Source organism: Pseudomonas sp. NPDC087598, from assembly GCF_044743525.1.
GTDB lineage: Bacteria > Pseudomonadota > Gammaproteobacteria > Pseudomonadales > Pseudomonadaceae > Aquipseudomonas.
This window is the reverse complement of the sequence record NZ_JBIUWQ010000024.1, coordinates 39,857-63,327: the sequence shown is the minus strand read 5'-3', so window position 1 is coordinate 63,327 and position 23,471 is coordinate 39,857. Positions and strand designations below refer to the sequence as shown.

Genomic DNA, 23,471 nt, shown 5'->3' with positions numbered 1-23,471 from the left:
CTTCAGCTGGAATGCGCTCGAATGTGGGAGCGAGCCTGCTCGCGAAGAGGCCAGACTCGGCAACACAAGCCTCAGGGAATGAGCATCTGCATCTGCCCCGGCATCGCGATCTTGATCACCCCCGCCCAGTTGCACATCAACGTACTGTTGGCGTCGATCGCCGGCATCCCGCCGAGCAGCAGCGTCGGCGCGCCACCGGGAATCCACGGCGTCGCCGTCGCCGGAATGCACGGCATCGGCGTCAACACGCCCAGCGCTGCCGCAGTGGCAGCGGCGACCATCGGGTTAGCCATGCTCATGCACACGCCAAACGGCAGGATGTTGACCAGCGGAATGTGATCCATGATGTTCGCCGCCGGCATCCCGCCGGTCAGCGTGCGGTTGACCGGCAGCACATTGAGCATCGCCGGGGCGGCGCCGAAGCTGCATTGCAATGTGGCGGTGGCACAGACTTGCGGACAGCCCATTTCACGACCCCTTCGTGGACACGGCATACCCGCTAAACCTTAGTCGCCCACGGCCCGCCGCGCACATTCCCAAAGGTGATTATCGTGCAACACGCTAACCTATAAGACCGACCCGCGCTTGTGGCTGCCCGAGCGCGCCATTAGATTAGCCAATGATGTCTGGCCTCCAAAATAAGCAGAAGGGATAAGCATGGCGCTTACTGACCAGTCCACCCGTATCCGCTCTGGCGAAGAACTCGATGCCAGCCTGATCGATCCGTACCTAAAGGCGCACATTCCGGGCCTTAGCGGCTTACCTGCGATCAGCCAGTTTCCCGGCGGTGCGTCGAACCTGACCTACCTGCTGGAATACCCGGAGCAGGAATTCGTCCTGCGCCGTCCGCCGTTCGGCCACAAAGCCAAATCCGCCCACGACATGGGTCGCGAATTCCGCATTCTCAATCAATTGCGCGACGGCTTCCCGTATTGCCCGAAAGCCTACGTGCACTGCACCGACGAGTCGGTGATCGGCGCCGAGTTCTACGTGATGGAACGGGTCAACGGCATCATCCTGCGTTCCGAACTGCCGCCGGAACTGGGCCTCGACTCCGCGAAAACCGAAGCCCTGTGCAAGAGTTTCATCGACCGTTTCGTCGAACTGCACCGCGTTGATTACAAGGCGTGCGGCCTCGGCGATCTGGGCAAACCGGAAGGCTACGTCGCCCGCCAGATCAAAGGCTGGAGCGAGCGCTACGAAAAAGCCCTGACCCCGGACGCACCGCACTGGGAAGCGGTCAAGGCGTGGCTCAACGACAAGATGCCGGCCGACCACCCGACCTCAAGCATCGTCCACAACGACTACCGCTTTGACAACGTCATCCTCGACCCACACAACCCGATGCAGATCATCGGCGTGCTCGACTGGGAACTGACCACCCTCGGTGATCCGCTGATGGACCTGGGCAACACCCTCGCCTACTGGATCGAGGCCGATGACCCGGCGCCGGTACAACTGATGCGCCGCCAGCCGAGCCACGCGCCGGGCATGCTGACCCGCCGCGAGTTCGTCGATTACTACGCCGAGCGCTCCGGCATCCAGATCGACAATTTCGACTTCTACTACACCTACGGCCTGTTCCGCCTGGCCGGCATCGTGCAGCAGATCTACTACCGCTTCTACCACGGCCAGACCCAGGACAAACGCTTCGCGCAGTTCATTCACATGAACAAACTGCTGGAGCAGATGAGCTTGCAGGTCATTGCGAAATCGAGCCTCTGACGGCCCACACCAAGGAACCCTTATGTCCAAGACTCAGTTGTTCGACCTCGACGGCAAGATCGCTTTCGTCTCCGGTGCCAGCCGTGGCATCGGTGAAGCCATCGCCAAACTGCTGGCCCAGCAAGGCGCCCATGTAATTGTTTCGAGCCGCAAACTCGAAGGCTGCCAGCACGTCGCCGACGCAATCATCGCCGCCGGCGGCAAAGCCACCGCCGTGGCCTGCCACATCGGTGAAATGGAACAGATCAGCCAGGTGTTCGCCGGGATCAAGGAACAGTTCGGCCGCCTCGACATTCTGGTCAACAACGCCGCGACCAACCCGCAGTTCTGCAACGTGCTCGACACCGACCTGAGCGCCTTCCAGAAGACCGTCGATGTGAACATTCGCGGCTACTTCTTCATGTCCGTGGAAGCCGGCAAGCTGATGCGCGAAAACGGTGGCGGCAGCATCATCAACGTCGCCTCGATCAACGGTATTTCGCCGGGGATTTTCCAGGGCATCTACTCGGTGACCAAAGCGGCGGTGATCAACATGACCAAAGTCTTCGCCAAGGAATGCGCGCAGTTCGGCATCCGCTGCAACGCCCTGCTGCCGGGCCTGACCGACACCAAGTTCGCTTCTGCGCTGGTGAAAAACGATGCAATTCTCAAGCAGGCACTGACTCAGATCCCGCTCAAGCGCGTGGCGGATCCGAGCGAAATGGCCGGCGCGGTGCTGTATCTGGCGAGTGATGCGTCGAGCTATACCACTGGCGTTTCGCTCAACGTAGACGGTGGTTTCCTGTCCTGACCCCATGTAGTGATCGGAACCAATCCGTGGCCTGATCGCAACTCACCCATGTAGGAGCTGCCGAAGGCTGCGATCTTTTGATGTTGTTTTTGAAGAGCAGGATCAAAAGATCGCAGCCTTCGGCAGCTCCTAAATAAAATGAATATTTATTCTGAAATTTGCAAATAGGGAATTTTTATTCCATAAATAGCCTTCCTGAAAATAAAAAACCAAGGAATACGGCTATGCGCGAACTCGGTATCGGTCTCATCGGCACAGGTTTCATGGGCCGTGCCCATGCCTTGGCGTTTCGCAATGTCAGTGCAGTGTTCGAACTGCCGTTCAAACTCTCCCTCGCCGCCCTCGCCGACGCCGATCCACAGCGTGCCCGCCACTGTGCCGAAGCATGGGGCTTTGCCGCGCATCACAGCGACTGGCAACAATTGATCGATGACCCCAAGGTCAATCTGGTCGCCATCACCACTCCCAACCACCTGCACTACCCAATGGCCATGGCCGCCCTGGCTGCCGGCAAAGCGGTGTACTGCGAAAAACCCCTGGCGGTGAACCTTGAACAAGCCAGCGCGATGCGTCAGGCCGCCAGAGACGCCGGAGTGGTCACGCGGGTCGGCTACAACTACCAGCACAACCCGATGATCACGCTGGCGCATGATTTGATTCGCGACGGCGAACTTGGCGAGATCATCAGCTTTCAGGGTGAGTTCAGTGAAGACTTCATGGCCGATCCCGACTCGCCGTGGTCATGGCGCTGCGACCCGGCACATGCCGGCGGTGCCTTGGCGGACCTCGGCAGTCACTTGCTATCGATGGCGCGCTATCTGGTGGGCGAAGTCACAGCGGTTTGCGCCGACACCCAGACCGTTCACAGCCAACGCCCGGACGGCACCTCGAAAAAACCGATCAACGTCGACGATCAAGTCCACGCCCTGCTGCGTTTCGCCAACGGCGCCCGAGGCACGTTCAGCAGCAGTTGGCTCAAGCACGGCTACAAGAATCACCTGAACTTTGAAATCAGCGGCACACGCGGAACGCTGACCTTCGATCAGGAACGCTTGAACGAGTTGCGTCTGTTCCGCGCCGGACAGGACGGTTTCCAGCGCCTGCTCGCCGGCCCCAACCTGCCGGGCTACGCCGCGTTCAGCCCTGCTCCGGGCCATCAATTGGGCTACAACGAACTGAAGACGCTAGAGGTGCATGACGTGCTGATGGCGTTGGCCGGTACCCACCAGGGTGGCACCGACTTCGAACAGGCCTGGGCCGTCGAGCGTCTGGCCACGGCAATTCGCCTCGCCGCGCGCGAGCAGCGTTGGGTCCGCCTCGAAGAAGTCTGACACTCAGGCATCAATGACCTTCGGCAACTGCCAGCCGAAATGCACTGACAGCAGGCGCAGCAGCAAACACGCTGCGCCTGCCAGCAGCGCCGCTGCGACCGGCGGCACACCGCAACGCCGTGCGATGATCAACACCGCCGCACCGGTAAAAGCCGAACTGGCATACAAATCCGCCTGCAACACGACCGGTATCCGCGCCAGCACAATGTCGCGAAGCACCCCGCCGCCGACGCCGGTAATCGTCCCCATCAGCATGGCGACAAATGGCGTGATGCCGAAATTCAACGCCTTCTGTGCCCCGGCCACGGCAAACAGCGCCAGCCCGGCGGCATCCAGCACAATCAGGGTCGAACCGGACCAGCCCAGCACCTGTTCATGGAAAACAAACGCCAATCCGCCCATGAAAAACGCCAGCGCCGGATAGCGCCAATCAGCCACGGCATTCGGTGGCGTAGCGCCGATCAGCAGATCACGGGTCACCCCGCCGCCGAGGGCGACGATGAACGCAATCACCATCACCCCGAGCAAGTCGAGCTGACTGCGCATCGCCGCAATGGCCCCTTCCACGGCAAACACCGCCGTGCCGAGCAGATCGGCCACCAGCACAATCCGCTCAACCCGAGACTTGCGCCCCGCCGGCGTTATTGAGTGACGCAACGGGTAGTGGTGATGTGTCGAGTCACTTGGCCGTCGACGTACATATCGCCGGCGACCTCAGTGTTTTCGAGGACCTGGCAAGTACGTTCCGGCGGTGGCGGTGGAGTGACGGGTGGCGGTGGCGGCGGACTGGCACAACCGGCCAACAGCGCCACAGCAAAAGCCAACGACAACGGTGAACACACGCGTTTCCCAAGATTGTTCATAGGACGACCCGCGATAAATGAAGACTTACTCCCGCAACCCAACCGACCACGGAAGACCTGACCACTCATTCTTTATAGCCGACAGCCCCGCAAGCGCCAGTAAACCGGCCACACCGAAGCGCCAGAGCTGTCGATTTTGCGCCGGATTTGAAGGGAAAAAGACTCATGATCCGCTTCGCCAGACTGACCGCCATCGCTGGCAAGCCAGCTCCCACATGATTGATGACATCTCACAGCTATGGGCCGACCGAAAGAACGCCTTCGCCAGCAGGCTGGCTCCCACATTTTAATTTGTGTGCGTCCCGCCACAGACTGGTTGGCTGGCAGGCCGTCATCGCTGGCAGGCCAGCTCCCACAATGGATTGAGTGCATTCAGTTAGAGGTTGGTTGGATTGCAGGGCGCCATCGCGAGCAGGCTCACTCCTACAGTTGGATCGGGTGAAGCAGGAAGAGAATGGTTGGCTGTCAGGACGCCATCGCTGGCAAGCCAGCTCCCACATGATTGATGACATCTCACAGAAACGGGCCGGCCGAAAGAACGCCTTCGCCAGCAGGCTGGCTCCCACATAGAGCAACAACCAAAGCCAACCGCTTTTGACTTTCACCACTCAACACAATGAGCGTTAGCTCAAGTGCAGCTCTTGACCTTCACCACTCAACACAATGAGCGTTAGCTCAAGTGCAGCTCTTGACCTCCACCACTCAACACAATGAGCGTTAGCTCGAGTGCAGCTCTTGATCTCAGAGCCCGTCGGGAGGCTGAGTGGAGGGGTTTATCCGGGGGGAGGCGCGAAGCGCCGTTCGACGAAGTCGAACACATCGAGAGGAGGTGCAGCGCAGCAAACCGGAGGCGATGCCCCCGGATGAACACCGTAGCGAAGGGACCCCGAGCCACAGCGAGGGGCCGTACGTCAGGGTGAAGACCTTTGCTTCCTTTGGGGCGTCTGCCAAAGGGAGTCGACCGTCAGGGCGAAACCACCAGCAGCCATCACCAAAAAAACGGATATACACCCAAAGACCCAAAGCAACACTCCGCCGCTCCTACAAAACCGGACCAATAGACGAGCGCAAAGAATTGCTCTCAAGCTCATACCGCAACTCATCAATCAACGCATCCACCGACTCCGGCGTCCGCAACGCATCCAGCTTCAACCCACTGATCACCAGATCCACCTGCCCCGACACCGGGTGATAAAGCTTCACCGTCAGCGAATGATCCCCATCAACCGAACACTCACACGCCAGCGGCGAAAAGCTCTGTTCAAGCCGGGCACGCAACTGCGCAAGATTCATCATTGAGGCCGTTCCTTTAACTGCTCGAAGGGACACGATCCCAAGCCAAAACAGGCTCGTATCGCACCCCACCAGACTAAGAACAGCCCCCGCCTGCCAACACCCGAATTTGCACCGGCTGAACTAGTGCATTTGCACCCTAACGCTGCCCCTTGGTCCGCCACTCACCCGAAAACAACCCACGCTCCCGCGCCCAGACAATCGCCTCGCTGCGGCTGTGCACATCCAGTTTGGAATACACCGTCGCCACATGATTACGTACGGTGTTCGGCGCCAGTTTGAGACGCGCCGCAATCTCCTTGTCCGCCAGCCCTTCGCAGATCAGACCCAGCACATCACGCTCACGCGCCGTCAAGTCAGTGAACGAGACACTCGGCAGTTGCGGCGAATTGACCTTCTTCACATTGGCCAGTTTTTCGATCAGCGTGCGACTGAACCATGACGCGTCCTTCATCACCTCTTCGATCGCTGCCACCAGCTCAAGCTCGGTACGCTTGCGCTCGGTGATGTCCATCAGCACCAGCAGATAGCAGGACATATCCTGAATGTTGACCGTGTCGGCGGACACCGCGCACTCCAGCAGATCCGCATCTTTCTTGCGCACCCGCACATCGACCCGGTCAATCCGGCCGTTCGCCGCCAATGATGCCAGCAGCCGGGTGCGGTCTCCCTCGTCGTCGATGAAATCAAGTTGCGTCACGGTTTTGCCGACCACGTCATCGCTGGCATACGCCAGGGTATCGAGGAACGCCTGATTGACATCGATCACCTGCTGTTCGTCGGCGCTGCAAATCAGAATCGGCACCGGCGTCAGACGGAAGGCCTTGGCGAAGCGCTCTTCGCTCTGGCGCAGCGCCACTTCCGCCTTGTGCCGCAACTCCATGTCGACGAAGGAAAACAACATGCACTGCTCTTCGTTGAGCTGCAGCGGTTGCCCGGCGACGATCACTTGCTTGGTGCTGCCATCGGACAAGCGCAACTCGGCCTGCATCTGCGGAATGGTCGCGACATCTTTCAGGCGCTGAATGGCCAGGTCCTTGTGCTCGGCCTGTTCGAGGATATCGATTTCATAAGCCGAGGTGCCGATGACCTGGTCGCGGGTATAGCCTGTCATCTCGAGAAACCCCGGATTGACCTTGATGTAACGCAAATCGCTGAGACGGCAGATCACTGCCGGTGCCGGGTTGGCGTTGAAAGTCTTTTCGAAACGCTGCTCGGCGTTGGCCCAGTCGGTGACGTCGCTCATGATCAGCACCAGCGACTCCGGCTGACCTTCGCGGTCGGTCAGGACCATGCTGCGCACGCTGTGCACCCAGACGCGCTCCGGGTCATCGACGGCGGACACCTCGATCAGCACGTCACTGAAAGCCTCGCAGCGCGCCACGCGGCTGATCGGATAATTCTCGGCGGGCACTAGGTGGTTGTTGCGATAGCGCAGGCTGAAACGCTTGGCATACTCGTCGGCGTTGGCGCCCAGCTCACCGATCCGGCTGACACCGTGCATGGCCAGCGCGGCTTCGTTGGCCCAGAGGATGCTCTGATCCAGCTCAAGCAGAATCACCCCGTCGGACAGCCCGGCAATGATCTGCTGCAACTGGCGACGATTGGTTTCGCGGGTCAGGACTTCCTGGCTCATTGGATCTCCACAAGTGATACGCCCATGTGAAGATTACGACCGCAGCCCGACGTGATCGTGCCAAGCACTAATTCCGAAACACCACAATCCCCTGTGGGAGCGAGCCTGCTCGCGAAGGCGTCGTATCAGCCAACGAATTATTTGAATGAAATACCGCATTCGCGAGCAGGCTCGCTCCCACAGGGGGATTAGCGTTGGGCTGACTTGTCGACCAACTCACGCAGGGTATCGAGAAACAGCTTGAGCACCGGCGATGCATCATCCGCGCGATAGGTGGCATACAGCGGCACTTCCGGCAGCGCCGGAGTCAGCGCCTTGAACACTAGCCCTGCCGGCGCCAATTGCTCGATGGACGCAGGCAGCAGCGCCACGCCAAACCCGGCGCGCACCAGACTGAGCAAGGTCTGCACCTCGATCACCTGCTGACGGATCTGCGGGGTGAACCCGGCCTGGATACAACACTGATAGAGAAAATTGGCAAACCGCGACTGCTTCAATTCCAGCGCCACAAACGGCTCCTGCGCCAGATCCGCCGGGGCCAGCACCTCGCGACAGGCCAACGGATGATCCGCCGGCATCACCACATGAATCGGCTCGTAGATCAGCAATTCATTGCGCAACAGCGGATCGTCATAACCCACGCGAAACACGCAGGCATCAATACGTTTCTCCTTCAACGCCTTGACCTGCGCCGCCGGGGTCATCTCATGCAGGCGCCAGCTGACCTGCGGATAACGCAGGCGAAACAGGTGTAGAGCCTTCGGCAGCACGCCGACCATCACCGAACTGATCATGCCGATTTCCAGCTCACCGAGCTGCCCGCGTCCGGTCTGACGGGTCAGGTCCAGCGCCCGCTCGAGTTGCTCGAAGACCAGCGGCGCCTGCTCCTTGAGCATCTGCCCCGCCGCTGTCAGCTCGACCCGATGATGACTGCGTTCAAACAGTGGCGTACCGAGCTCTTCTTCGAGCAAACGGATCTGCTGACTCAACGGCGGCTGGCAAATGTGCAGGCGTTCGGCGGCGCGACCGAAGTGCAGCTCATCGGCCAGCGCCATGAAGTAACGCAACAGGCGCAGGTCCATGGTCGTTTACCCCAGACTCAACGGGGTCGAGCGCTGCCGCACTCCGGTCAGCGCGAACAACGCGTTGGCGATGGCCGGCGCTACCGATGGACTGCCCAGTTCGCCGACACCGCCGGGTTTGCTCGGCTCACCGTCCAGAACGACGATGTCGGTGGCGGGCATATCCGACATGCGCGTAACGCGATAGTCGTGGAAGTTGCTCTGCACCACCCGCCCCTGCTTGATGTCGAGCCGATCAAACAACGCATGACCCAAGCCCCACATCAGGCCGCCGTAGATCTGCTCTTCGACCCCGCCCGGTGACACCGCCAGGCCGCAATCAACCACGCAGGTGAGTTTTTCCACTTTAGCCTTGCCATCAACGGACGCGACCCGCGCCACCACCGCGATAAAACTGGTGTAACCCTGATTCGTGGCGATCCCCAGCGCCGTGCCCGGCGGCAACGGCTGGCCCCATCCGGCCCGCTCGGCGGCTTGCTTGAGCACCGCCACATGCCGAGGTCGCTCCTGCATGTTGGCCAGGCGAAACGCCAACGGATCGGCGCCGGCTGCATGCGCCAGTTCATCCATGAAGCTTTCCACGGCAAACACATTCGGGATGAAACTCACCGAGCGATACCAGCCACTGGGCACGTTGCTTTCGTGCTTGACCCAATTCAGATCCAGGTGTGGCGGACGATAGGCAAAGTCCCATGCGGTGATCGCTTCGGTGGTGCTGTAATCCATGTGATCCGGGCGTTCGAAATACCCCGGTTCCCACTGCTCCGGCGAGGCTGGCGACACCGCGTGCAGTTGCAGCGCGACGAGTTTGCCCTGTGCGTCCAGCGCACCCTTGACCCGGTGCAGGGTTGCCGGGTGATTGAACAACGCATGCATTTCGTCTTCGCGGCTGTTGAGCAGTTTCACCGGCACGCCGCTTTGCTGCGCCAGATACGCGACTTCGAACAACCAGTATTTAGACTCCCGCGCACCGAAACTGCCGCCGGACACCAACTCGTTGATTGTGACCCTGGCCTTGTCGATGCCGCACACGGTTTGCGCCGCTTCCAGTGCTGACGACGGCACCTGCACGCCGCCCCAGTAGGTGATTGCCTGATCCTTGACCTGTGCGGTGATGCAGATCGGCTCCAGAGGGTTTTGCACCTTGTAGGGCATGCGGTAATCGGCTTCGATCAGCTTCGCCGCGCCGGGCCATTGCCCAGCGACGTCGCCATGGGTCATGGCTTTTACGCTTTGTACTGTCGGATCGCCGATGGCTTTGGCCTGAGCGTTGGCCAACTGTTCGCTGTCGAATTCGGCCAGCGCTGAATCGCTCCACTGAATCTCCAGCACGTTGCGCGCCTGTTGCGCGGCCCAGAACGTTTCCGCCAGCACCGCGACGCCTTCCAGATTGCCGCCAAGCACGTCCGGCCGCCCCGGGATCGCGATCACCTTGCGCACGCCTGGCACTTGCAATGCCGTCGCCGAATTCACGCTGATCACCTTTGCGCCGACCACGGGCGCACGCTGAATCACCGCCACCAGCATCCCTGGCAATTGCACGTCGATGCTGTACGTGAAACGCCCACAGACCTTGGCCGCCGCATCACGTTTATGGCGCAGTTTGCCGATGTATTTGAAGTGCGCCGGATCCTTCAGCGTTACCTGCTCCGGCGCCGACAAATGCGCCGCTACGCCGACCAGTTCGCCGTAGCCGAGGCTGCGTTTGCTCGATATGTGAACGACTCGACCTTCTTCCGTGGTGCAGCTATCAGGGCTGACTTTCCACTGCTTGGCCGCTGCCGTGATCAACAGCGCCCGCGCTGTCGCCCCGGCCATGCGCAAGCGGTCGTACTCCAGCGACACACTGGTGCTGCCGCCGGTGGAGAAAACTTTCCAGATCGGGTGAATGTAGGTTTCAAAAAACGGATCTTCCGGCGTGATCACCTGCACGGTCATCGGGTTGACGTCCAGCTCTTCAGCCACACACGCGGCCAGCGCCGTTTGTGTGCCCGTGCCGGAATCGTGCTTGTGCACTACCAGTTTTACCGTGCCGTCGGGGAAGATCCGCACCCAGGCGTTGGGCTCGAACTCAGTGGCCGGCGCTGGAGCCTTCGGGTCCGTGGCGGCGATGCCGGACGGTAAATACACGGCAATCGCCAGCCCCGTAGCCACCGTCGCCGCTTGTTTGAGGAACACTCGGCGCGACGGTTCGATCAAGGTGTCGTCGAGAAGGCGCATCACGCCTCCTTCGGCGTATTCGCCGCGCGTTTGATCGCCTTGTTGATCCGCCCGTAAGTGCCGCAGCGGCAGATATTGCCGGACATCGCGTTGCGGATCGAATCGTCAGTCACCGCCGCCCCGGTGTTGAGCAACGCAGCCGCGGACATGATCTGACCGGATTGACAGTAACCGCATTGCGGCACATCTTCGGCGACCCAGGCCAATTGCAGCGGATGGTTTTCGCTCGGCGACAAGCCTTCGATGGTGGTGATGCTGTGGCCCGCGACGGCGGCCAGCGGCAACTGGCAGGAACGTACCGCGACACCGTTCAGGTGCACGGTGCAGGCACCGCAGAGGCCCATGCCGCAGCCGAATTTGGTGCCGGTGAGTTTCAACTGATCGCGCAACACCCATAACAAGGGCATGGAGGGGGGCGCCTCATCCAGCTCGCGTCGTTCGCCGTTAACCGTGAATGCAATCATTGTCAGGCTCCAAAAGAGCGGCCCGTCTTTGTGCGGGCCTGGTCACCGATTATTGGAACCCTTGGCAACACGCGGCCAGCGACGATTTCTGCCAACCGGTGTAAGCAGGACTAACAACATGTACAAGCGATACCCGTCGGTGCAGTCCATGAGTGCGTTTATCCACGCGGCGCGCAGCGGCAGTTTCTCCAGCGCTGCGCGCAAGCTCGATCTGACCCACAGCGCGATCAGCCAGCAGATCCGCGCACTGGAAGATTTCATCGGCCAGCCGCTGTTCGTGCGTGAAGGCGGCGGCAGCAATCTGACCGACGCCGGCCAGCTGTTTGCCAGCGTGTTGTCGGATGGTCTGGCGCAGATTGATCGGGCGTTGTCCTCGGTGAAAAACCGCAGCGTGGCGCATCGCCTGACGCTGGACGTGGACAGCGAACTGGCACAGAGCTGGCTCAATCCGCGCCTGCCACAGCTGCTCGATGGGTTGCCGGATTACGAGGTGACGCTGCTGTCGATGCCGCGCAGTGATCGCAGCACGTTCGAGCGGGTCGATCTGGCGTTGCGTTATGGCTATGGCGATTGGGACGACTGCGAGATGACGCAAATCTGTGGCGACCGGGTGCTGGCGGTGGCGTCGCCGCAGTTGCTGGAACGGCATGGATTGCAGTTGCCGTTGAGCCCGGCGCAAGTGCTTGAGTTGCCGTTATTGGGGTACACGCGGCGCTCATGGATTCCATGGCTGGATGCGGCGGGAATGCCGCCGGTTGAGCCCTCGGCGCGGGTGGTTTTTGATAATGCGGCGAACCTGATTGCAGCGGCCGAGGCCGGTGTCGGTGCTGGGCTGGTGCGTGGATTACTGGCCGCCGATGCGCTGCGCAGCGGGCGGCTGGTGGCGTTGAACGCGGCGCAGATTGCGGCGCATTACAACCTGTATGCGGTGTGGCCACATGGCCAGGCTGAGCGGGTGGCGCCGGTGGTTGAGGTGATCAAGCAGTTGGCTTTGCATACGCAACACTGACGCGTTCGCGAGCAGGCTCGCTCCCACAGGGGTACGCTTTCCAATTGTGGGAGCGAGCCTGCTCGCGAAGAGGCCATCGCTATCACCACAAAACCAAAACCATATCAAACAAGTATCACCACCGCGCCCAATTAATATTGTACGAACCCAATCCCCTCTCCCAATACTCGCCTCCAGCAGCCACCCACCCGGGCCGGATGCAACCAGGCGAGGGAATGCGCGTGTCCAGCGCATAGAAATGGCCGATTGCCCGGGACGTGGATGCCGAGAGCCGCAAGGCTCCCTTCCCCGCTATCAGGAGATCGACTTCAATGATCATCGATATCAGTTGCTATCCCACCGACCTGGTGGACCTCGCCTGGAGGCATGACGGTGACCCGTTCACCGGCGAGCGTCTACTGGAGATGATGGATGGCCCGTACATGGTCAACGGCAAGCCGCGCCGCATCGACAAAGCCTTCATCCAGCCGCCGCAGGGCAACACGATTTACACCTGGACCGACGGCGAACTCTCGGGCCGCGAATCCATCGATGCCTACATGGCCTACACCCTGAAAATGGTCCAGACCTATCCGGACCGATTCATCGGCTGCTTCGTCTACAACCCGCGCTGCGGTGTGCAGAACGGCGTCGAAGCGATCGAGCGCTACGTCAAGGAACACGGCTTCGGCATGGTCCAGATGCAGGCCAACATGCACGCCTACCGGCCTGACCGCGCACTCGACTGGGTGCGGCCGTGCTTCGAGAAATGTGCCGAGCTGGGTATCCCGGTCAAGCTGCACACTGGCGACGGGCCGTACAGCATCCCGTCGGAATGGGTGCCGATGATCAAGGAATTCCCCAACGTCAATTTCATCATGGCCCACTTCGGCGTGCAGACCGGCGGTGTCTACGTGTTCGAACCGATGCAATGGGCGATGGAGTTGCCCAACGTCTATTGCGAATCCGGCTGGTGCCTGCAATCGCGGATCGTCGAATTCGCCAAAGTCCTGCCGACGCACAAGATCCTCTTCGGCACCGACACCCCGCCAAACGAACCGGGCATGTGGCTGCGCCTGCTCGAAGTGCTCTGCCACGAGCCGCCACAGGGCCTGAACCTCGACGAGGACACCCTCGAAGATTATTTGGGCAACAACACCGCACGGATGATCGGCCTCGAACCGACACCGCCGCCGCGTTCCGTTTCCGAAGCAGAGGCGCAACTCAAGCGCCCCGTCACCACTCAACTGGCCAGGAGCTGAACCGATGATTATCGATACCCATCTGCACCCCACCAATCTGGTCGACGAGGCCTGGCGCCACACCGGCGAACCGTTCACCGGCGAGCGCATGCTCAAGTTGATGGACGGCCCGTACATGATCAACGGCAAACCGCGCCGCATCGACATGGGCTTCATTCAGCCGCCACCGGGCAACACCGGGTACCGCGACGGCAACCGCCGGGGCCGCGAAGGCGTGCGCGACTACATGTCGTACATCGCCGAACTCTGCGTGAAATACCCGGACCGCTTCATCGGCAACTTCAACTTCAACCCGCGCTGGGGACCGGAAAACGGTGCGGCGGAGCTGGAATTCCACATCAAGGAATACGGCTTCAAGATGCTCAAGCTGCACGCGAACATGCACGGCTATCGGCCGGATCGGGCGCTCGACTGGCTGCGGCCGGCGATGAAGGTCTGCGCCAAATACAACATCGTCGTGCTGATCCACACCGGTGACGGCCCGTATACGATTCCGACGATGTTCTACCCGATCATCCGCGAGTTCCCGATGGTCAATTTCATCATCGGCCACTTCGGCATCCAGACCGGCGGCAACTACTCGTTCGAGGCGTTCTGGATGGCGATGGACACGCCGAATGTGTACTGCGAATCGGGTTGGTGCTTCCAGTCGCGGATCGTCGAGTTCGCCAAGGAACTGCCGCGCAACAAGATCGTGTTCGGCACCGATTCGCCGCCGAACGAACCGGGGATGTGGCTGCGCGAACTGGAGGTGTTGTGCTCACCGGCACCGCAGGGGTTGGGCATTGATGAGGATCATCTCGAAGACTACCTGGGCAATAACATCGCCCGGTTGTGCGGGATCGAACCGACACCACCGCCCAAAGACCTGGCCGAGGCGGATACTCGCCTGACCACCACCTATCTCTGATACCGCTGTTCGCTGAAGACATGCTGAACCCTTGTGGCGAGGGAGCTTGCTCCCGCTGGGTGGCGAAGCCGCCCCAAAAAAGAAGGCCTGCTGCGCAGTCCAGCGGGAGCAAGCTCCCTCGCCACAGGGGATCTTCAGCGTTTCAAGTGAGCAACACAGCGACTTTACAGGCACGAAGATGACCCGGCGTTTCGCTCGACCGGCAGGCCAACGGCTGCTTGATTGAACGCTGCTCTCACCCCTGCGTGCCTGCTTTTTACGAGGTGAAATCATGACCCGTTCGACGCTCGGCGATTCTCAGGACTTTCACGACTTCATCGACGCCTATCGCCGTGAATTTCCGGACGATGTGCTGACCATCACCCAGACACTTTCCGCCGATCAGGACGTCACCGCCCTGGTCGATGCCCTCGCCGCTCAGGGCCGCGAGCCGTTGCTGATCTGCGAAAACGTCGGCAACCTGAACGTGCCGGTGGCGACCAACCTGTTCGCCTCCCGTACTCGCATCGCCCGACTGTTCGGCGTCACCCCGGCGCAACTGCACGAAACCTTCCAGACCCGCGCCAATCAGCCGATCCCGCCACGTTACGTGGACACCGGCCCGATCCTCGACGAAGTCTTCGAAGGCGAAGCGCTGGACCTGGCGCTGCTGCCGATGCTCAAGCATTTCGACAGTGATCGCGGCCCGTACATCACCAACGCGATCATCATTGCCGAGGACCCGCTTACCGGCATCGCCAACATGAGCTATCACCGCTCGATGCGCCATGCCCGTCAGGCCCTCGCCACCAGCCTGCACTCACGCGGCCACCTGTGGCGGATGCTGCAGACCGCCCGCGAACGCGGCGAAGAACTGCGTGTGGCGATGGTGGTGGGTGCGCACCCGCTGTTCATGCTCGCTGCCGCAGCACGTTTGCCGTATGGCGCCGATGAACGCGCCGTGGCTGGCGGACTGTTCGGCGCGCCGCTGGAACTGGTGAAAACCCCACGCTACGGCATCGGTGTCCCGGCCTACGCCGAGTTTGTTCTGGAAGGCGCCATCGATCCGGCGGCCTACGCCGAGGAAGGTCCGTTTGGTGAATTCAGCGGCTACTCCTCGGATCGTTCGACCAACAACGTACTGCGTGTCGACACCCTGTTAAAACGCAAAGATGCGTGGCTGGTCGACGTGATGGGCGGCCGCTACGCCGAACACCTCACGCTCGCCCGCCTGCCCCGCGAAGCGGAAATGAGCGAGAAGCTCAAGGCGCGTTTCCCTGCCGTCACCGCCGTGCATTACCCGAACTCCGGCACGCATTTTCATTGCTACGTGGCGCTGGATCAGAGCCGCGACGGCGAGGCGCGACAGATCATGCTGGCGCTGCTCGGCTGGGATCCGTATCTGAAAACCGTGATCGCGGTGGACAGCGATATCGACATCAGCGATGACAGCCAGGTGCTGTGGGCACTGGCCACGCATTTCCAGCCGCACCTGGATATTTTCACCATTGATGGCTTGCCGGGCAGTCCGCTTGATCCCTCTTCGTCGGTCAATGGCACCACGTCACGCATGGGTCTCGACGCCACACGCGGTTCGGGTTTTGACGGCATAAAGGCACAGCTAGATCAGGACGTGCTTGAACGCGCCCGCCAACTGCTCAAAGGCTTGGCATCGTGAGCCGCCAACGGATGGTGGTCGGTATCAGCGGCGCGTCCGGCTTCATCTACGGCGTACGCCTGCTGCAATTGCTCAATGAGCTGAACATCGAAAGCCACCTGATCATCAGCCGCGCCGCGCTGCTGACCATGGCCCACGAAACCGACTACAAACTCGCCGACGTCACCGCGCTGGCCAGCCACTACCACCGCGCCGACGACGTCGCCGCCGGGATTGCCAGCGGTTCGTTTCGCTGCCTGGGGATGGTGGTTGCGCCGTGTTCGATGCGCACGCTGGCGGAGATTGCCACCGGCACTTCATCGGGACTGATCGGCCGCGCCGCCGACGTCACCCTCAAGGAGCGCCGCACGCTGGTGTTGATGGCTCGCGAGACGCCACTGACCCTCGCCCACCTGCGCAACATGACGGCCGTCACCGAAATGGGCGGCATCATCGCCCCGCCGGTGCCGGCCTTCTACGCCCGCCCGGAAAGCCTTGCGCAAATGGTCGACCACAGCCTCGGCCGCGTACTCGATCTGTTCGGCCTCGATGCCGGCACTGCAACACGCTGGCAAGAACACCCAAATTCCTGTGGGAGCGAGCCTGCTCGCGAAAGCGGTGGCTCAGCTGCCATCACCGCTGAATGACACACCGCATTCGCTAGCAGGCTAGCTCCCACAGTTGATCGCACTCCGGCAAAACACAGGTAAGGAGCTCCAAATGAATACTCCCTTCAACGCACCCACCCCGAACACCAAAATCCCGGTAACCATCCTCACTGGCTTCCTCGGTGCCGGCAAAACCACCCTGCTCAACTACATCCTCAAGGAAAACCACGGGCGCAAGATCGCCGTGATCGAGAACGAATTCGGCGAGGTCGGCATCGACGGTGATCTGGTGCTCAGTTCCGAAACCGAAGAGATCTACGAGATGGTCAATGGCTGCGTGTGCTGCACCGCCGAGGTTCGCGAGGACCTGGTGCGCATCGTCCGCGAACTGGTGGCACGCCCGGTGCGCCTCGATCACATCCTCATCGAAACCAGTGGCCTGGCCGATCCGTACCCGGTGGCGCAGAGCTTTTTCATCAACGACCCGATTGCCGAGGAAGTCGAACTCGACGCCATCGTGACCATGGTCGACGCCAAGCACATCGCCCAGCATCTGGAAGATCTGCAACTCGACGGCGTCGACAATCAGGCGGTGGATCAGATTGTCTGCGCCGACCGCATCGTTATCAACAAGGTCGATCTGGTCAGCCCTGAAGAAGTGGAAACCCTGCGCGGCAAGATCCGTGGTTTGAATGCCACGGCGGAGCTGGTGACCTCGACCCATGCGCAAATCGACCTGAGCAAGATCCTCGGCATCGGCGCCTTCGAGTGCACGCAAAAGCTCATGGAAATCGGCGCGGAACAGCACGATCACGATCACCACGACCATGATCATGACCATCACGCTGAAGAAACTGATCACCAGCACGATCCAAGCGTGTCCTCGGTGGGCATCGCCGTGGACGGCGCGGTCAACCTGATGGCGTTTCACCGCTGGATCAGCGAGCTGCGCTCATCCCAGGCCGACAACCTCTACCGCATGAAAGGCGTGCTGGCGGTGGCCAACGAAGACCAGCGCTACGTGCTGCAAGGCGTGCACAGCCTGGTGGAGTTCCGCGCCTCGACCGCGTGGGGCAGCGAGCCGCGCTCAAGCAAGATCGTGTTCATCGGCCGCGACCTGGACCGCGCGGCCCTTAACCAGGGCTTCGCCGCCTGCCTGGCAGGCTGAACAAGGCATCGGAGCCGGTGGATGGCGGTTCCGGGCACGAATGACTGATGCCACAACGAACCAGCAACTGTGGAGTGAACTCTGTGGCGAGGGGATTTATCCCCGATCGGCTGCGAAGCAGTCGCAAACCCTGTGAATACGGTGTGGTCGAGATACCGCGGTCTCAGGTTTTGGGGGTGCTTCGCGCCCCATCGGGGATAAATCCCCTCACCACAAAGCCAGCTCCCACAGGGTTGCTCTGTGTTTTGAGCTGAGCGGCATCAGACGAATACCCCTCTCAACCGCATAAAAACAGCCAGAGGTGTTTCCCCATGTCGTCAGCCACTCCCTCCTCCACCGTGCACCCCGTCGACCGGATTCTGCCGGTGCGACAGATGTTCACCCTCGGCCTGCAACACATGGCCGTCTCATACATCGGCGCCATCGCCGTGCCGTTGATTGTCGCCAGTGCCTTGAAAATGTCCCACGCCGACACAGTGGTGCTGATCAGTACCACGCTGTTCTGCTCCGGCATCGCCACCCTGCTGCAAACCGTCGGCTTCTGGAAATTCGGTGTACGCCTGCCGATTCTGCAAGGCGTGGCGTTCAGCAGTGTCGGCCCGGTGATCGCCATCGGCAGTAACCCCGATGTCGGTTTCGCCGGGGTCTGCGGGGCGGTGATCGGCGCGGGCATCTTTACCATGTTGATGGCGCCGTTCGTGGGCCGATTGCGGCGATTTTTCCCGCCCGTGGTGACCGGTTGCATCGTCACCGTGATCGGTCTGCAACTGTTCCCGATTGCCTATGAATGGGTCGGTGGCGGTCGCAACGCCAGCAACTTCGGTGCGCCGGCGTTCCTCGGCGTGGCGGTGGTGGTGTTGCTGACCATTCTGCTGGTCAACCGTTATGGCAGCCCGCTGCTGCGCAACATGGCGGTACTGGTGGGCATGTTGATCGGCGCCGGTCTCGCCTACGGTCTCGGCATGGGCAACTTTCACAGCGTCGAAGAAGCGCCATGGCTGACCGTGCCCTACCCGTTCTATTTTGGCGTGCCGACCTTCAGCCTGATCCCCATCGCGACCATGGTGGTGGTGATGATCGTGCAGATGGTCGAGTCGATGGGGCTGTTCGTGGCCATCGGCGACATCGTCGAAAAACCGGTGGAAGACAAACAGGTAATCAATGGCCTGCGCGCCAACGGTCTGGCCAGCACCATCGCCGGAATGTTCGCTGCATTCCCGTTTATTGCCTTCATGGAAAACGTCGGCCTGGTGATCCTCACCGGCGTGCGCAGTCGCTGGGTGGTCGCGGTCAGCGGTTTGCTGATGTGCTCGATTGCGTTGGTGCCGAAGGCCGGAGCGATCATCGCCTCGATGCCGACTGCCGCGCTGGGTGGCGCCGGGATCGCCATGTTCGGCGTGGTCGCGGCGGCGGGGATTCAGACCCTCGCCAAGGTCGATTACGAGCGCAATCGCTACAACGTGCTGATCGTCGGTTTCACCATCGCCGCCGCGCTGGTGCCGGTGCTCGCGCCGACTCTGTTCAAACAATTACCCGAGTGGTCGCAGCCGTTCCTGCACAGCAGCGTGGTCATCGCCTGCCTGGTGTCGGTACTGCTCAACGCCGCGCTGAATGGCGTCAGCGTGCCCGAAACCACCGCCAGCAAATCTGCCTCGCACATCCTTTAGTTTGGAGCTGCCCATGACTCAACTTCAGAACATCCTGATCAAGAATCCAGTCGCGGTGATGACCGGCCTGCGCGGCCCGCGTGCCCGGGCCGGCGCCGTGGACATCCGCGTGGTCAACGGGCGTATCGCCGAAATGACCGCCGACCTTGCAGCGCAACCCGGCGAACGGGTGATCGATGCGCGCAACTGCGTGGTCTACCCGGGCTGGATCAACACCCATCATCACCTGTTCCAGAACCTGCTCAAAGCCGTGCCCGAAGGTCTCAATCAGGACCTGCAAGGCTGGCTGGCGAGCGTGCCCTACCCACGTCTTAATCGCTTCACGCCACAACTGGCGCGGATCGCCGCACGGCTGGGTATGGTCGAACTGCTGCTGTCCGGCGTGACGACGTGCGCCGATCACCATTACCTCTACCACGCCCACGGCAGCACCGAGACCGGCGATTTGCTGTTCGATCTGGCCGATGAATTCGGCCTGCGTTTTGTGCTGTGCCGTGGCGGCGCGCTGGAGTCGGCGAGCGCGCACCCGGGCTTCTCGAAAACCGCGCTGCAACCGGAAAGTCTCGAGCAGATGGTCGGCGACATCGAACGGCTGAAATCGCGGTATCACCAGGACACCCCGGATGCGCTGCGCCGCGTGGTGGTCGCCCCAACCACGCCAACCTTCTCGCTGCCGCCCACCCTGCTGCGCGAACTGGCGCACACCGCGCGCGACCTCGGCTTGCGCTTGCACACGCACTTGTCCGAGACGCAGAACTACGTGAACTTCTGCCGGGAAAAGTACAACTGCCTGCCGGTGGAGTTTGTCGCCGAACACGAATGGCTCGGCCCCGACGTCTGGTTCGCCCACGCCGTGCACCTGCAACCGAGTGAAATCCGCATGCTCGCCCAGACCGGCACCGGCATCGCCCACTGCCCGGTGAGCAACGCACGCCTGGGCAGCGGCGTCGCGCCCGTGCCGCAAATGTACGAGGCCGGCGTGCCGATCGCCCTCGGCGTCGACGGCGTGGCCTCCAACGAGTCCGGGAGCATGGTCGGCGAAGCCAACACCGCGTGGCTGATCCACCGCGCCGAACAAGGCGCCTCGGCGACTACCGCGGAAGATGTGATCCATTGGGGCACCGCGGGCGGCGCGCAGGTGTTGGGACTCGGCGCGGTCGGCACGCTGGAGGTTGGCCAGGCGGCGGATCTGGTGATCTATAGCCTCGATCATCCACGCTTCTACGGTTTCCACGACAGCGCCGTCGCCCCGGTAGTGGCGGGCGAACCGATCACGGTGAAATACAGTTTGGTCGGCGGTCGCGTAGTCGTCGATAACGGCGTGATTCCGGGCCTGGACATCGAACGCATGCGCGCCGAAGCGTGGGAAGGCGTGCAGGAAATGATGAAGGTCGACGACTGACTTCCTGCCCAACCCCGTAATCCTGTGGGAGCTGGCTTGCCAGCGATGGCGCACTGTCAGTCAAAGCAATGTCAGCTGACCCACCGCTATCGCTGGCAAGCCAGCTCCCACAAAATCCTCGGCATTAGCGGCTTCCCGGTTTGTCGTCTAAGGTTTACAGCTCATCGGATTGAGCCCCTGCCTGCAACACCGGGCTCTTGATCAAGGAGAGACTGATGACGTCGCGTCGCAACATCGAACAGACCTACCGCACCTGGTCCAGCCCGATCCTGCTGGAACTGAAAAAACGTGAACATCAAATGGCGCCGGTCGAGCGTCAGGCGCTGGAGAATGTCCTGGTGGAAAGAAGGTTGCTGGACCTCGGCAACCCTGACGGTATTGAACGTCGTCGCAACAGCGGTGGCTGACATTGCGCTTTCGCGAGCAGGCTCGCCCCCACAGGGTTTTGGGTAACTCACAAAGTTTGTGTTCACCCGCAATCACTGTGGCAGCGAGCCTGCTCGCGAAGAGGCCAGTGCCGTCACCCTCACGACTTGGGCCGACGCACCGCCCTCACCCGGCCACTGTCGCCACCACCGCAATAGAAGCGATCCGCGCCGTCCGCCTCCAGCCCGGAAACACCCTGTCCCACTGGCATTGTCAGCGCTTCAAGGACTTCGCCGTCCTGCGGATCGATCCGCCGCAATTCACTTTCATCCGCCTCCCAGGTGCCATGCCACAACGCGCCATCCACCCAGGTCACGCCGGTGACGAAACGGTTTGACTCCAGCGTGCGCATGATCTTGCCGGTGTCCGGATCGATCTGATGAATCTTGCGCTCGCGATACTGCCCTACCCATAACGAGCCATCCGCCCAAGCCATGCCTGAGTCGCCGCCATCGCCCGGCGCCGGGATGGTGTTGAGGACGCGACCCGTGGCTGGGTCGATTTTGTGGATGCGGCGGTCGGCAATCTGGTACAGGTGCTGGCCGTCGAAAGCGGTGCCGCCGTCGGCGTTGACCTTGATCGTGCGCACGGTTTCGCCACTGGCCGGGTCCAGTGCATTGAGCTGACCGTCGCTGGCAAACCAGACCTGCCGGCCATCGAACGTCACGCCGTGAATGCCTTTGATGTCATCAAACGGGCCGTACTCGCGAAGGATTTCTGCGTTTGCATGTTTCATGTGGGCTTCCTCGTGGATGTGTGAGTCCAGCCTAGCCATTGCCCAGCGACACCGGGAGTAACAAGATCGTCGCGAAACCCGGCATTGGTGGCGTCAGCCAGCGCCGCGCCCGACCGACACCGAACGCCTGCACCTTGTCCGCCCGCGCCAGAGCCTCCAACGCCCGTTGCACCTGGCGCTGACTGTTGCCCAAGGCCAGCGCCAACGCCGAACTCGACCAGGCCTCGCCATCCGCAAGCAACGCCAGCAACGCCGCGTATTTGTCCTCGACCGGCAGTGTCAGCAACGCGACATCCTCGGCCACCAGCGCAAAGCCCCTTGGCGTCGCATTGATGTTCGCCAGCGGTGCGAGCGCCGCACGCAACCGGCCAATTTCGACGCGCAAGCGGGCACGGTGTGATTCATCCGTGAGGGGCAATCGAAAGGCTTGGGCGAACAGCGTTTCGCGCGCTACATCGCCCGGCCAGGCCTGCGCGAGTAAACGTGCGAGATTGAACAGCACCGGCCGTGTGGCCAGCGCCACCGTCATGCCGGCACCGCGCACGCTATAGCGGCAGGCATCGACGATCAGTGTCGGCGACGTGAACAAGGTTTCAACCTGCGCCAGATTCACCGGTTGCGCCTCACCGGCAACGATCAACCGCGCTGCCGGCGCGGCAAGCATGTGTCTGGCGTGATCGACCTCAGCGCTCAGAGCGGCGATCCCGGCCTGTTGCGCCGCAGCCTGCGCCCGAGCCAGTGCCGCATCGGCCTTGTGCGCCTGAGTCCGACGCACGGCGATCCCGGCAGCGATTAACTCATGTGCGGTACGCAGCGCGGGCGGCAACGGCGCCGGGGCAGTTTCACCCAGCAACGTTTCGGCCGCACCCAGTTCGCCGATCAACAGCAACCGGCGAATCTGCAAATAGCGCGCGTGCGCCGCATTCACGCCGTCACCGTGCGCCTGCAACACCCGCCGCGCCGCCTCCAGTGCCTTCACCGGCCAGCCCAGATCCCGCGCCGCCAGTGCCACTTCGGCCTCGGCGACCACACAGCGCGCTCGCGACAACGGCTCATTGCTGCCGAACGCCTTTACCGCCCTTTGCAACAACGCCTTGGCGCGAGGCAGATCCCCGAGTTGAGCCATGGCAATTGCGCGCAGCGCCAGCGCCGGCGGGTCTTCACGCAGGGCGACGTAGTTCAACGCGCCCAGCGGATCGCCGGCGGACAGCGCTCTGCCAGCGGCGTTGATCAGCGAATCCATGGACCATTATTCCCCGACGAC

At 61.6% G+C, this 23,471-nt stretch carries 22 protein-coding genes; 12 read left to right on the top strand and 10 right to left on the bottom strand.

Features of this window, described 5'->3' with window-relative positions; translation table 11 throughout:
• Window positions 1-71: 71 nt before the first annotated feature.
• Complete coding sequence (locus ACIOWE_RS15330) at window positions 72-467, bottom strand: DUF4280 domain-containing protein (RefSeq protein WP_166220822.1); 396 nt, start codon at window positions 465-467, stop codon at window positions 72-74.
• A 190-nt stretch (window positions 468-657) separates the two neighbouring features.
• Between ACIOWE_RS15330 and ACIOWE_RS15325 the strand changes: the two genes are divergently transcribed.
• The 3 genes from ACIOWE_RS15325 (at window position 658) to ACIOWE_RS15315 (ending at window position 3,846) form a co-directional block, all read left to right on the top strand.
• Entirely contained in the window at window positions 658-1,725 is a 1,068-nt protein-coding gene (locus tag ACIOWE_RS15325) for a phosphotransferase family protein (RefSeq protein ID WP_401392810.1), read from the top strand.
• Window positions 1,726-1,747: 22 nt separating this feature from the next.
• Window positions 1,748-2,515 carry an SDR family oxidoreductase gene (locus tag ACIOWE_RS15320; protein ID WP_145595523.1) on the top strand — a complete coding sequence of 256 codons (768 nt, stop codon included), beginning with the start codon at window positions 1,748-1,750 and terminating at the stop codon, window positions 2,513-2,515.
• A 224-nt stretch (window positions 2,516-2,739) separates the two neighbouring features.
• Window positions 2,740-3,846 carry a Gfo/Idh/MocA family protein gene (locus ACIOWE_RS15315; RefSeq protein WP_401392807.1) on the top strand — a complete coding sequence of 369 codons (1,107 nt, stop codon included), beginning with the start codon at window positions 2,740-2,742 and terminating at the stop codon, window positions 3,844-3,846.
• 3 nt (window positions 3,847-3,849) lie between these two features.
• Here the strand turns inward: ACIOWE_RS15315 and ACIOWE_RS15310 are convergent, their stop codons facing one another.
• From ACIOWE_RS15310 to ACIOWE_RS15280, 7 genes are all read right to left on the bottom strand, one after another.
• On the bottom strand, window positions 3,850-4,446 hold the full coding sequence (locus ACIOWE_RS15310) for a trimeric intracellular cation channel family protein (protein ID WP_249412120.1): 597 nt from the start codon (window positions 4,444-4,446) through the stop codon (window positions 3,850-3,852).
• A gap of 41 nt (window positions 4,447-4,487) precedes the next feature.
• Entirely contained in the window at window positions 4,488-4,709 is a 222-nt protein-coding gene (locus ACIOWE_RS15305; RefSeq protein ID WP_201233802.1) for a hypothetical protein, read from the bottom strand.
• Window positions 4,710-5,750: 1,041 nt separating this feature from the next.
• The gene (locus ACIOWE_RS15300; RefSeq protein WP_401392802.1) at window positions 5,751-6,005 is read right to left on the bottom strand and encodes a DUF1652 domain-containing protein; all 255 of its coding nucleotides are present in this window, start codon (window positions 6,003-6,005) and stop codon (window positions 5,751-5,753) included.
• Window positions 6,006-6,141: 136 nt separating this feature from the next.
• On the bottom strand, window positions 6,142-7,638 hold the full coding sequence (locus ACIOWE_RS15295) for a helix-turn-helix transcriptional regulator (RefSeq protein ID WP_401392799.1): 1,497 nt from the start codon (window positions 7,636-7,638) through the stop codon (window positions 6,142-6,144).
• Between the two features lie 188 nt (window positions 7,639-7,826).
• Window positions 7,827-8,720, bottom strand: coding sequence for a LysR substrate-binding domain-containing protein (locus ACIOWE_RS15290; protein ID WP_401392796.1), 894 nt, complete (start codon window positions 8,718-8,720; stop codon window positions 7,827-7,829).
• A gap of 6 nt (window positions 8,721-8,726) precedes the next feature.
• Window positions 8,727-10,940, bottom strand: a complete 2,214-nt coding sequence (locus ACIOWE_RS15285; protein WP_401392793.1) for a molybdopterin cofactor-binding domain-containing protein — start codon at window positions 10,938-10,940, stop codon at window positions 8,727-8,729.
• Complete coding sequence (locus tag ACIOWE_RS15280; RefSeq protein WP_401392790.1) at window positions 10,940-11,404, bottom strand: (2Fe-2S)-binding protein; 465 nt, start codon at window positions 11,402-11,404, stop codon at window positions 10,940-10,942. Before ACIOWE_RS15280 ends, ACIOWE_RS15285 begins: the two co-directional genes overlap by 1 nt.
• 118 nt (window positions 11,405-11,522) lie before the next feature.
• On the opposite strand from ACIOWE_RS15280, the gene ACIOWE_RS15275 reads away from it, so the two are divergent.
• The 9 genes from ACIOWE_RS15275 to ACIOWE_RS15235 all read left to right on the top strand — a co-directional run bounded on the left by ACIOWE_RS15275 (window position 11,523) and on the right by ACIOWE_RS15235 (window position 21,452).
• Window positions 11,523-12,413, top strand: coding sequence for a LysR substrate-binding domain-containing protein (locus ACIOWE_RS15275; RefSeq protein WP_401392787.1), 891 nt, complete (start codon window positions 11,523-11,525; stop codon window positions 12,411-12,413).
• Between the two features lie 311 nt (window positions 12,414-12,724).
• Window positions 12,725-13,654: an amidohydrolase family protein gene (locus ACIOWE_RS15270; RefSeq protein ID WP_103303314.1), complete on the top strand. Its 930-nt coding sequence runs from the start codon at window positions 12,725-12,727 to the stop codon at window positions 13,652-13,654.
• 4 nt (window positions 13,655-13,658) lie between these two features.
• On the top strand, window positions 13,659-14,564 hold the full coding sequence (locus ACIOWE_RS15265; RefSeq protein ID WP_401392784.1) for an amidohydrolase family protein: 906 nt from the start codon (window positions 13,659-13,661) through the stop codon (window positions 14,562-14,564).
• A 271-nt stretch (window positions 14,565-14,835) separates the two neighbouring features.
• Window positions 14,836-16,221, top strand: coding sequence for a UbiD family decarboxylase (locus ACIOWE_RS15260; RefSeq protein ID WP_401392781.1), 1,386 nt, complete (start codon window positions 14,836-14,838; stop codon window positions 16,219-16,221).
• Between the two features lie 11 nt (window positions 16,222-16,232).
• Window positions 16,233-16,847 (top strand): UbiX family flavin prenyltransferase, encoded by a 615-nt coding sequence (locus ACIOWE_RS15255; RefSeq protein WP_401392867.1) that lies wholly within the window; start codon window positions 16,233-16,235, stop codon window positions 16,845-16,847.
• A gap of 73 nt (window positions 16,848-16,920) precedes the next feature.
• Window positions 16,921-17,976, top strand: coding sequence for a CobW family GTP-binding protein (locus ACIOWE_RS15250; protein ID WP_401392779.1), 1,056 nt, complete (start codon window positions 16,921-16,923; stop codon window positions 17,974-17,976).
• Window positions 17,977-18,287: 311 nt separating this feature from the next.
• A complete protein-coding gene (locus ACIOWE_RS15245) occupies window positions 18,288-19,643 on the top strand; it encodes a nucleobase:cation symporter-2 family protein (protein ID WP_401392776.1) in 1,356 nt (451 codons plus the stop codon).
• 13 nt (window positions 19,644-19,656) lie between these two features.
• A complete protein-coding gene (locus ACIOWE_RS15240) occupies window positions 19,657-21,045 on the top strand; it encodes an amidohydrolase family protein (protein ID WP_401392773.1) in 1,389 nt (462 codons plus the stop codon).
• Window positions 21,046-21,260: 215 nt separating this feature from the next.
• Window positions 21,261-21,452 (top strand): hypothetical protein, encoded by a 192-nt coding sequence (locus tag ACIOWE_RS15235; protein ID WP_401392770.1) that lies wholly within the window; start codon window positions 21,261-21,263, stop codon window positions 21,450-21,452.
• 119 nt (window positions 21,453-21,571) lie between these two features.
• Here ACIOWE_RS15235 and ACIOWE_RS15230 read toward each other — a convergent pair whose 3' ends face one another.
• Both ACIOWE_RS15230 and ACIOWE_RS15225 read right to left on the bottom strand, forming a co-directional pair.
• Entirely contained in the window at window positions 21,572-22,207 is a 636-nt protein-coding gene (locus ACIOWE_RS15230) for a PQQ-binding-like beta-propeller repeat protein (RefSeq protein WP_401392767.1), read from the bottom strand.
• A gap of 31 nt (window positions 22,208-22,238) precedes the next feature.
• Window positions 22,239-23,450: a helix-turn-helix domain-containing protein gene (locus ACIOWE_RS15225; RefSeq protein WP_401392764.1), complete on the bottom strand. Its 1,212-nt coding sequence runs from the start codon at window positions 23,448-23,450 to the stop codon at window positions 22,239-22,241.
• Between the last annotated feature and the right edge of the window lie 21 nt (window positions 23,451-23,471).

Bases quoted from the DNA above. Each gene is read 5' to 3' on its own strand.
- ACIOWE_RS15325 (WP_401392810.1), top strand. From the start codon at position 658: ATGGCGCTTACTGACCAGTCCACCCGTATCCGCTCTGGCGAAGAACTC.
- ACIOWE_RS15315 (WP_401392807.1), top strand. From the start codon at position 2,740: ATGCGCGAACTCGGTATCGGTCTCATCGGCACAGGTTTCATGGGCCGT.
- ACIOWE_RS15260 (WP_401392781.1), top strand. From the start codon at position 14,836: ATGACCCGTTCGACGCTCGGCGATTCTCAGGACTTTCACGACTTCATC.
- ACIOWE_RS15300 (WP_401392802.1), bottom strand. From the start codon at position 6,005: ATGATGAATCTTGCGCAGTTGCGTGCCCGGCTTGAACAGAGCTTTTCG.
- ACIOWE_RS15270 (WP_103303314.1), top strand. From the start codon at position 12,725: ATGATCATCGATATCAGTTGCTATCCCACCGACCTGGTGGACCTCGCC.
- ACIOWE_RS15295 (WP_401392799.1), bottom strand. From the start codon at position 7,638: ATGAGCCAGGAAGTCCTGACCCGCGAAACCAATCGTCGCCAGTTGCAG.
- ACIOWE_RS15290 (WP_401392796.1), bottom strand. From the start codon at position 8,720: ATGGACCTGCGCCTGTTGCGTTACTTCATGGCGCTGGCCGATGAGCTG.
- ACIOWE_RS15230 (WP_401392767.1), bottom strand. From the start codon at position 22,207: ATGAAACATGCAAACGCAGAAATCCTTCGCGAGTACGGCCCGTTTGAT.
- ACIOWE_RS15285 (WP_401392793.1), bottom strand. From the start codon at position 10,940: ATGCGCCTTCTCGACGACACCTTGATCGAACCGTCGCGCCGAGTGTTC.
- ACIOWE_RS15240 (WP_401392773.1), top strand. From the start codon at position 19,657: ATGACTCAACTTCAGAACATCCTGATCAAGAATCCAGTCGCGGTGATG.
- ACIOWE_RS15305 (WP_201233802.1), bottom strand. From the start codon at position 4,709: ATGAACAATCTTGGGAAACGCGTGTGTTCACCGTTGTCGTTGGCTTTT.
- ACIOWE_RS15265 (WP_401392784.1), top strand. From the start codon at position 13,659: ATGATTATCGATACCCATCTGCACCCCACCAATCTGGTCGACGAGGCC.
- ACIOWE_RS15250 (WP_401392779.1), top strand. From the start codon at position 16,921: ATGAATACTCCCTTCAACGCACCCACCCCGAACACCAAAATCCCGGTA.
- ACIOWE_RS15235 (WP_401392770.1), top strand. From the start codon at position 21,261: ATGACGTCGCGTCGCAACATCGAACAGACCTACCGCACCTGGTCCAGC.
- ACIOWE_RS15245 (WP_401392776.1), top strand. From the start codon at position 18,288: ATGTCGTCAGCCACTCCCTCCTCCACCGTGCACCCCGTCGACCGGATT.
- ACIOWE_RS15255 (WP_401392867.1), top strand. From the start codon at position 16,233: ATGGTGGTCGGTATCAGCGGCGCGTCCGGCTTCATCTACGGCGTACGC.
- ACIOWE_RS15330 (WP_166220822.1), bottom strand. From the start codon at position 467: ATGGGCTGTCCGCAAGTCTGTGCCACCGCCACATTGCAATGCAGCTTC.
- ACIOWE_RS15275 (WP_401392787.1), top strand. From the start codon at position 11,523: ATGTACAAGCGATACCCGTCGGTGCAGTCCATGAGTGCGTTTATCCAC.
- ACIOWE_RS15280 (WP_401392790.1), bottom strand. From the start codon at position 11,404: ATGATTGCATTCACGGTTAACGGCGAACGACGCGAGCTGGATGAGGCG.
- ACIOWE_RS15320 (WP_145595523.1), top strand. From the start codon at position 1,748: ATGTCCAAGACTCAGTTGTTCGACCTCGACGGCAAGATCGCTTTCGTC.
- ACIOWE_RS15225 (WP_401392764.1), bottom strand. From the start codon at position 23,450: ATGGATTCGCTGATCAACGCCGCTGGCAGAGCGCTGTCCGCCGGCGAT.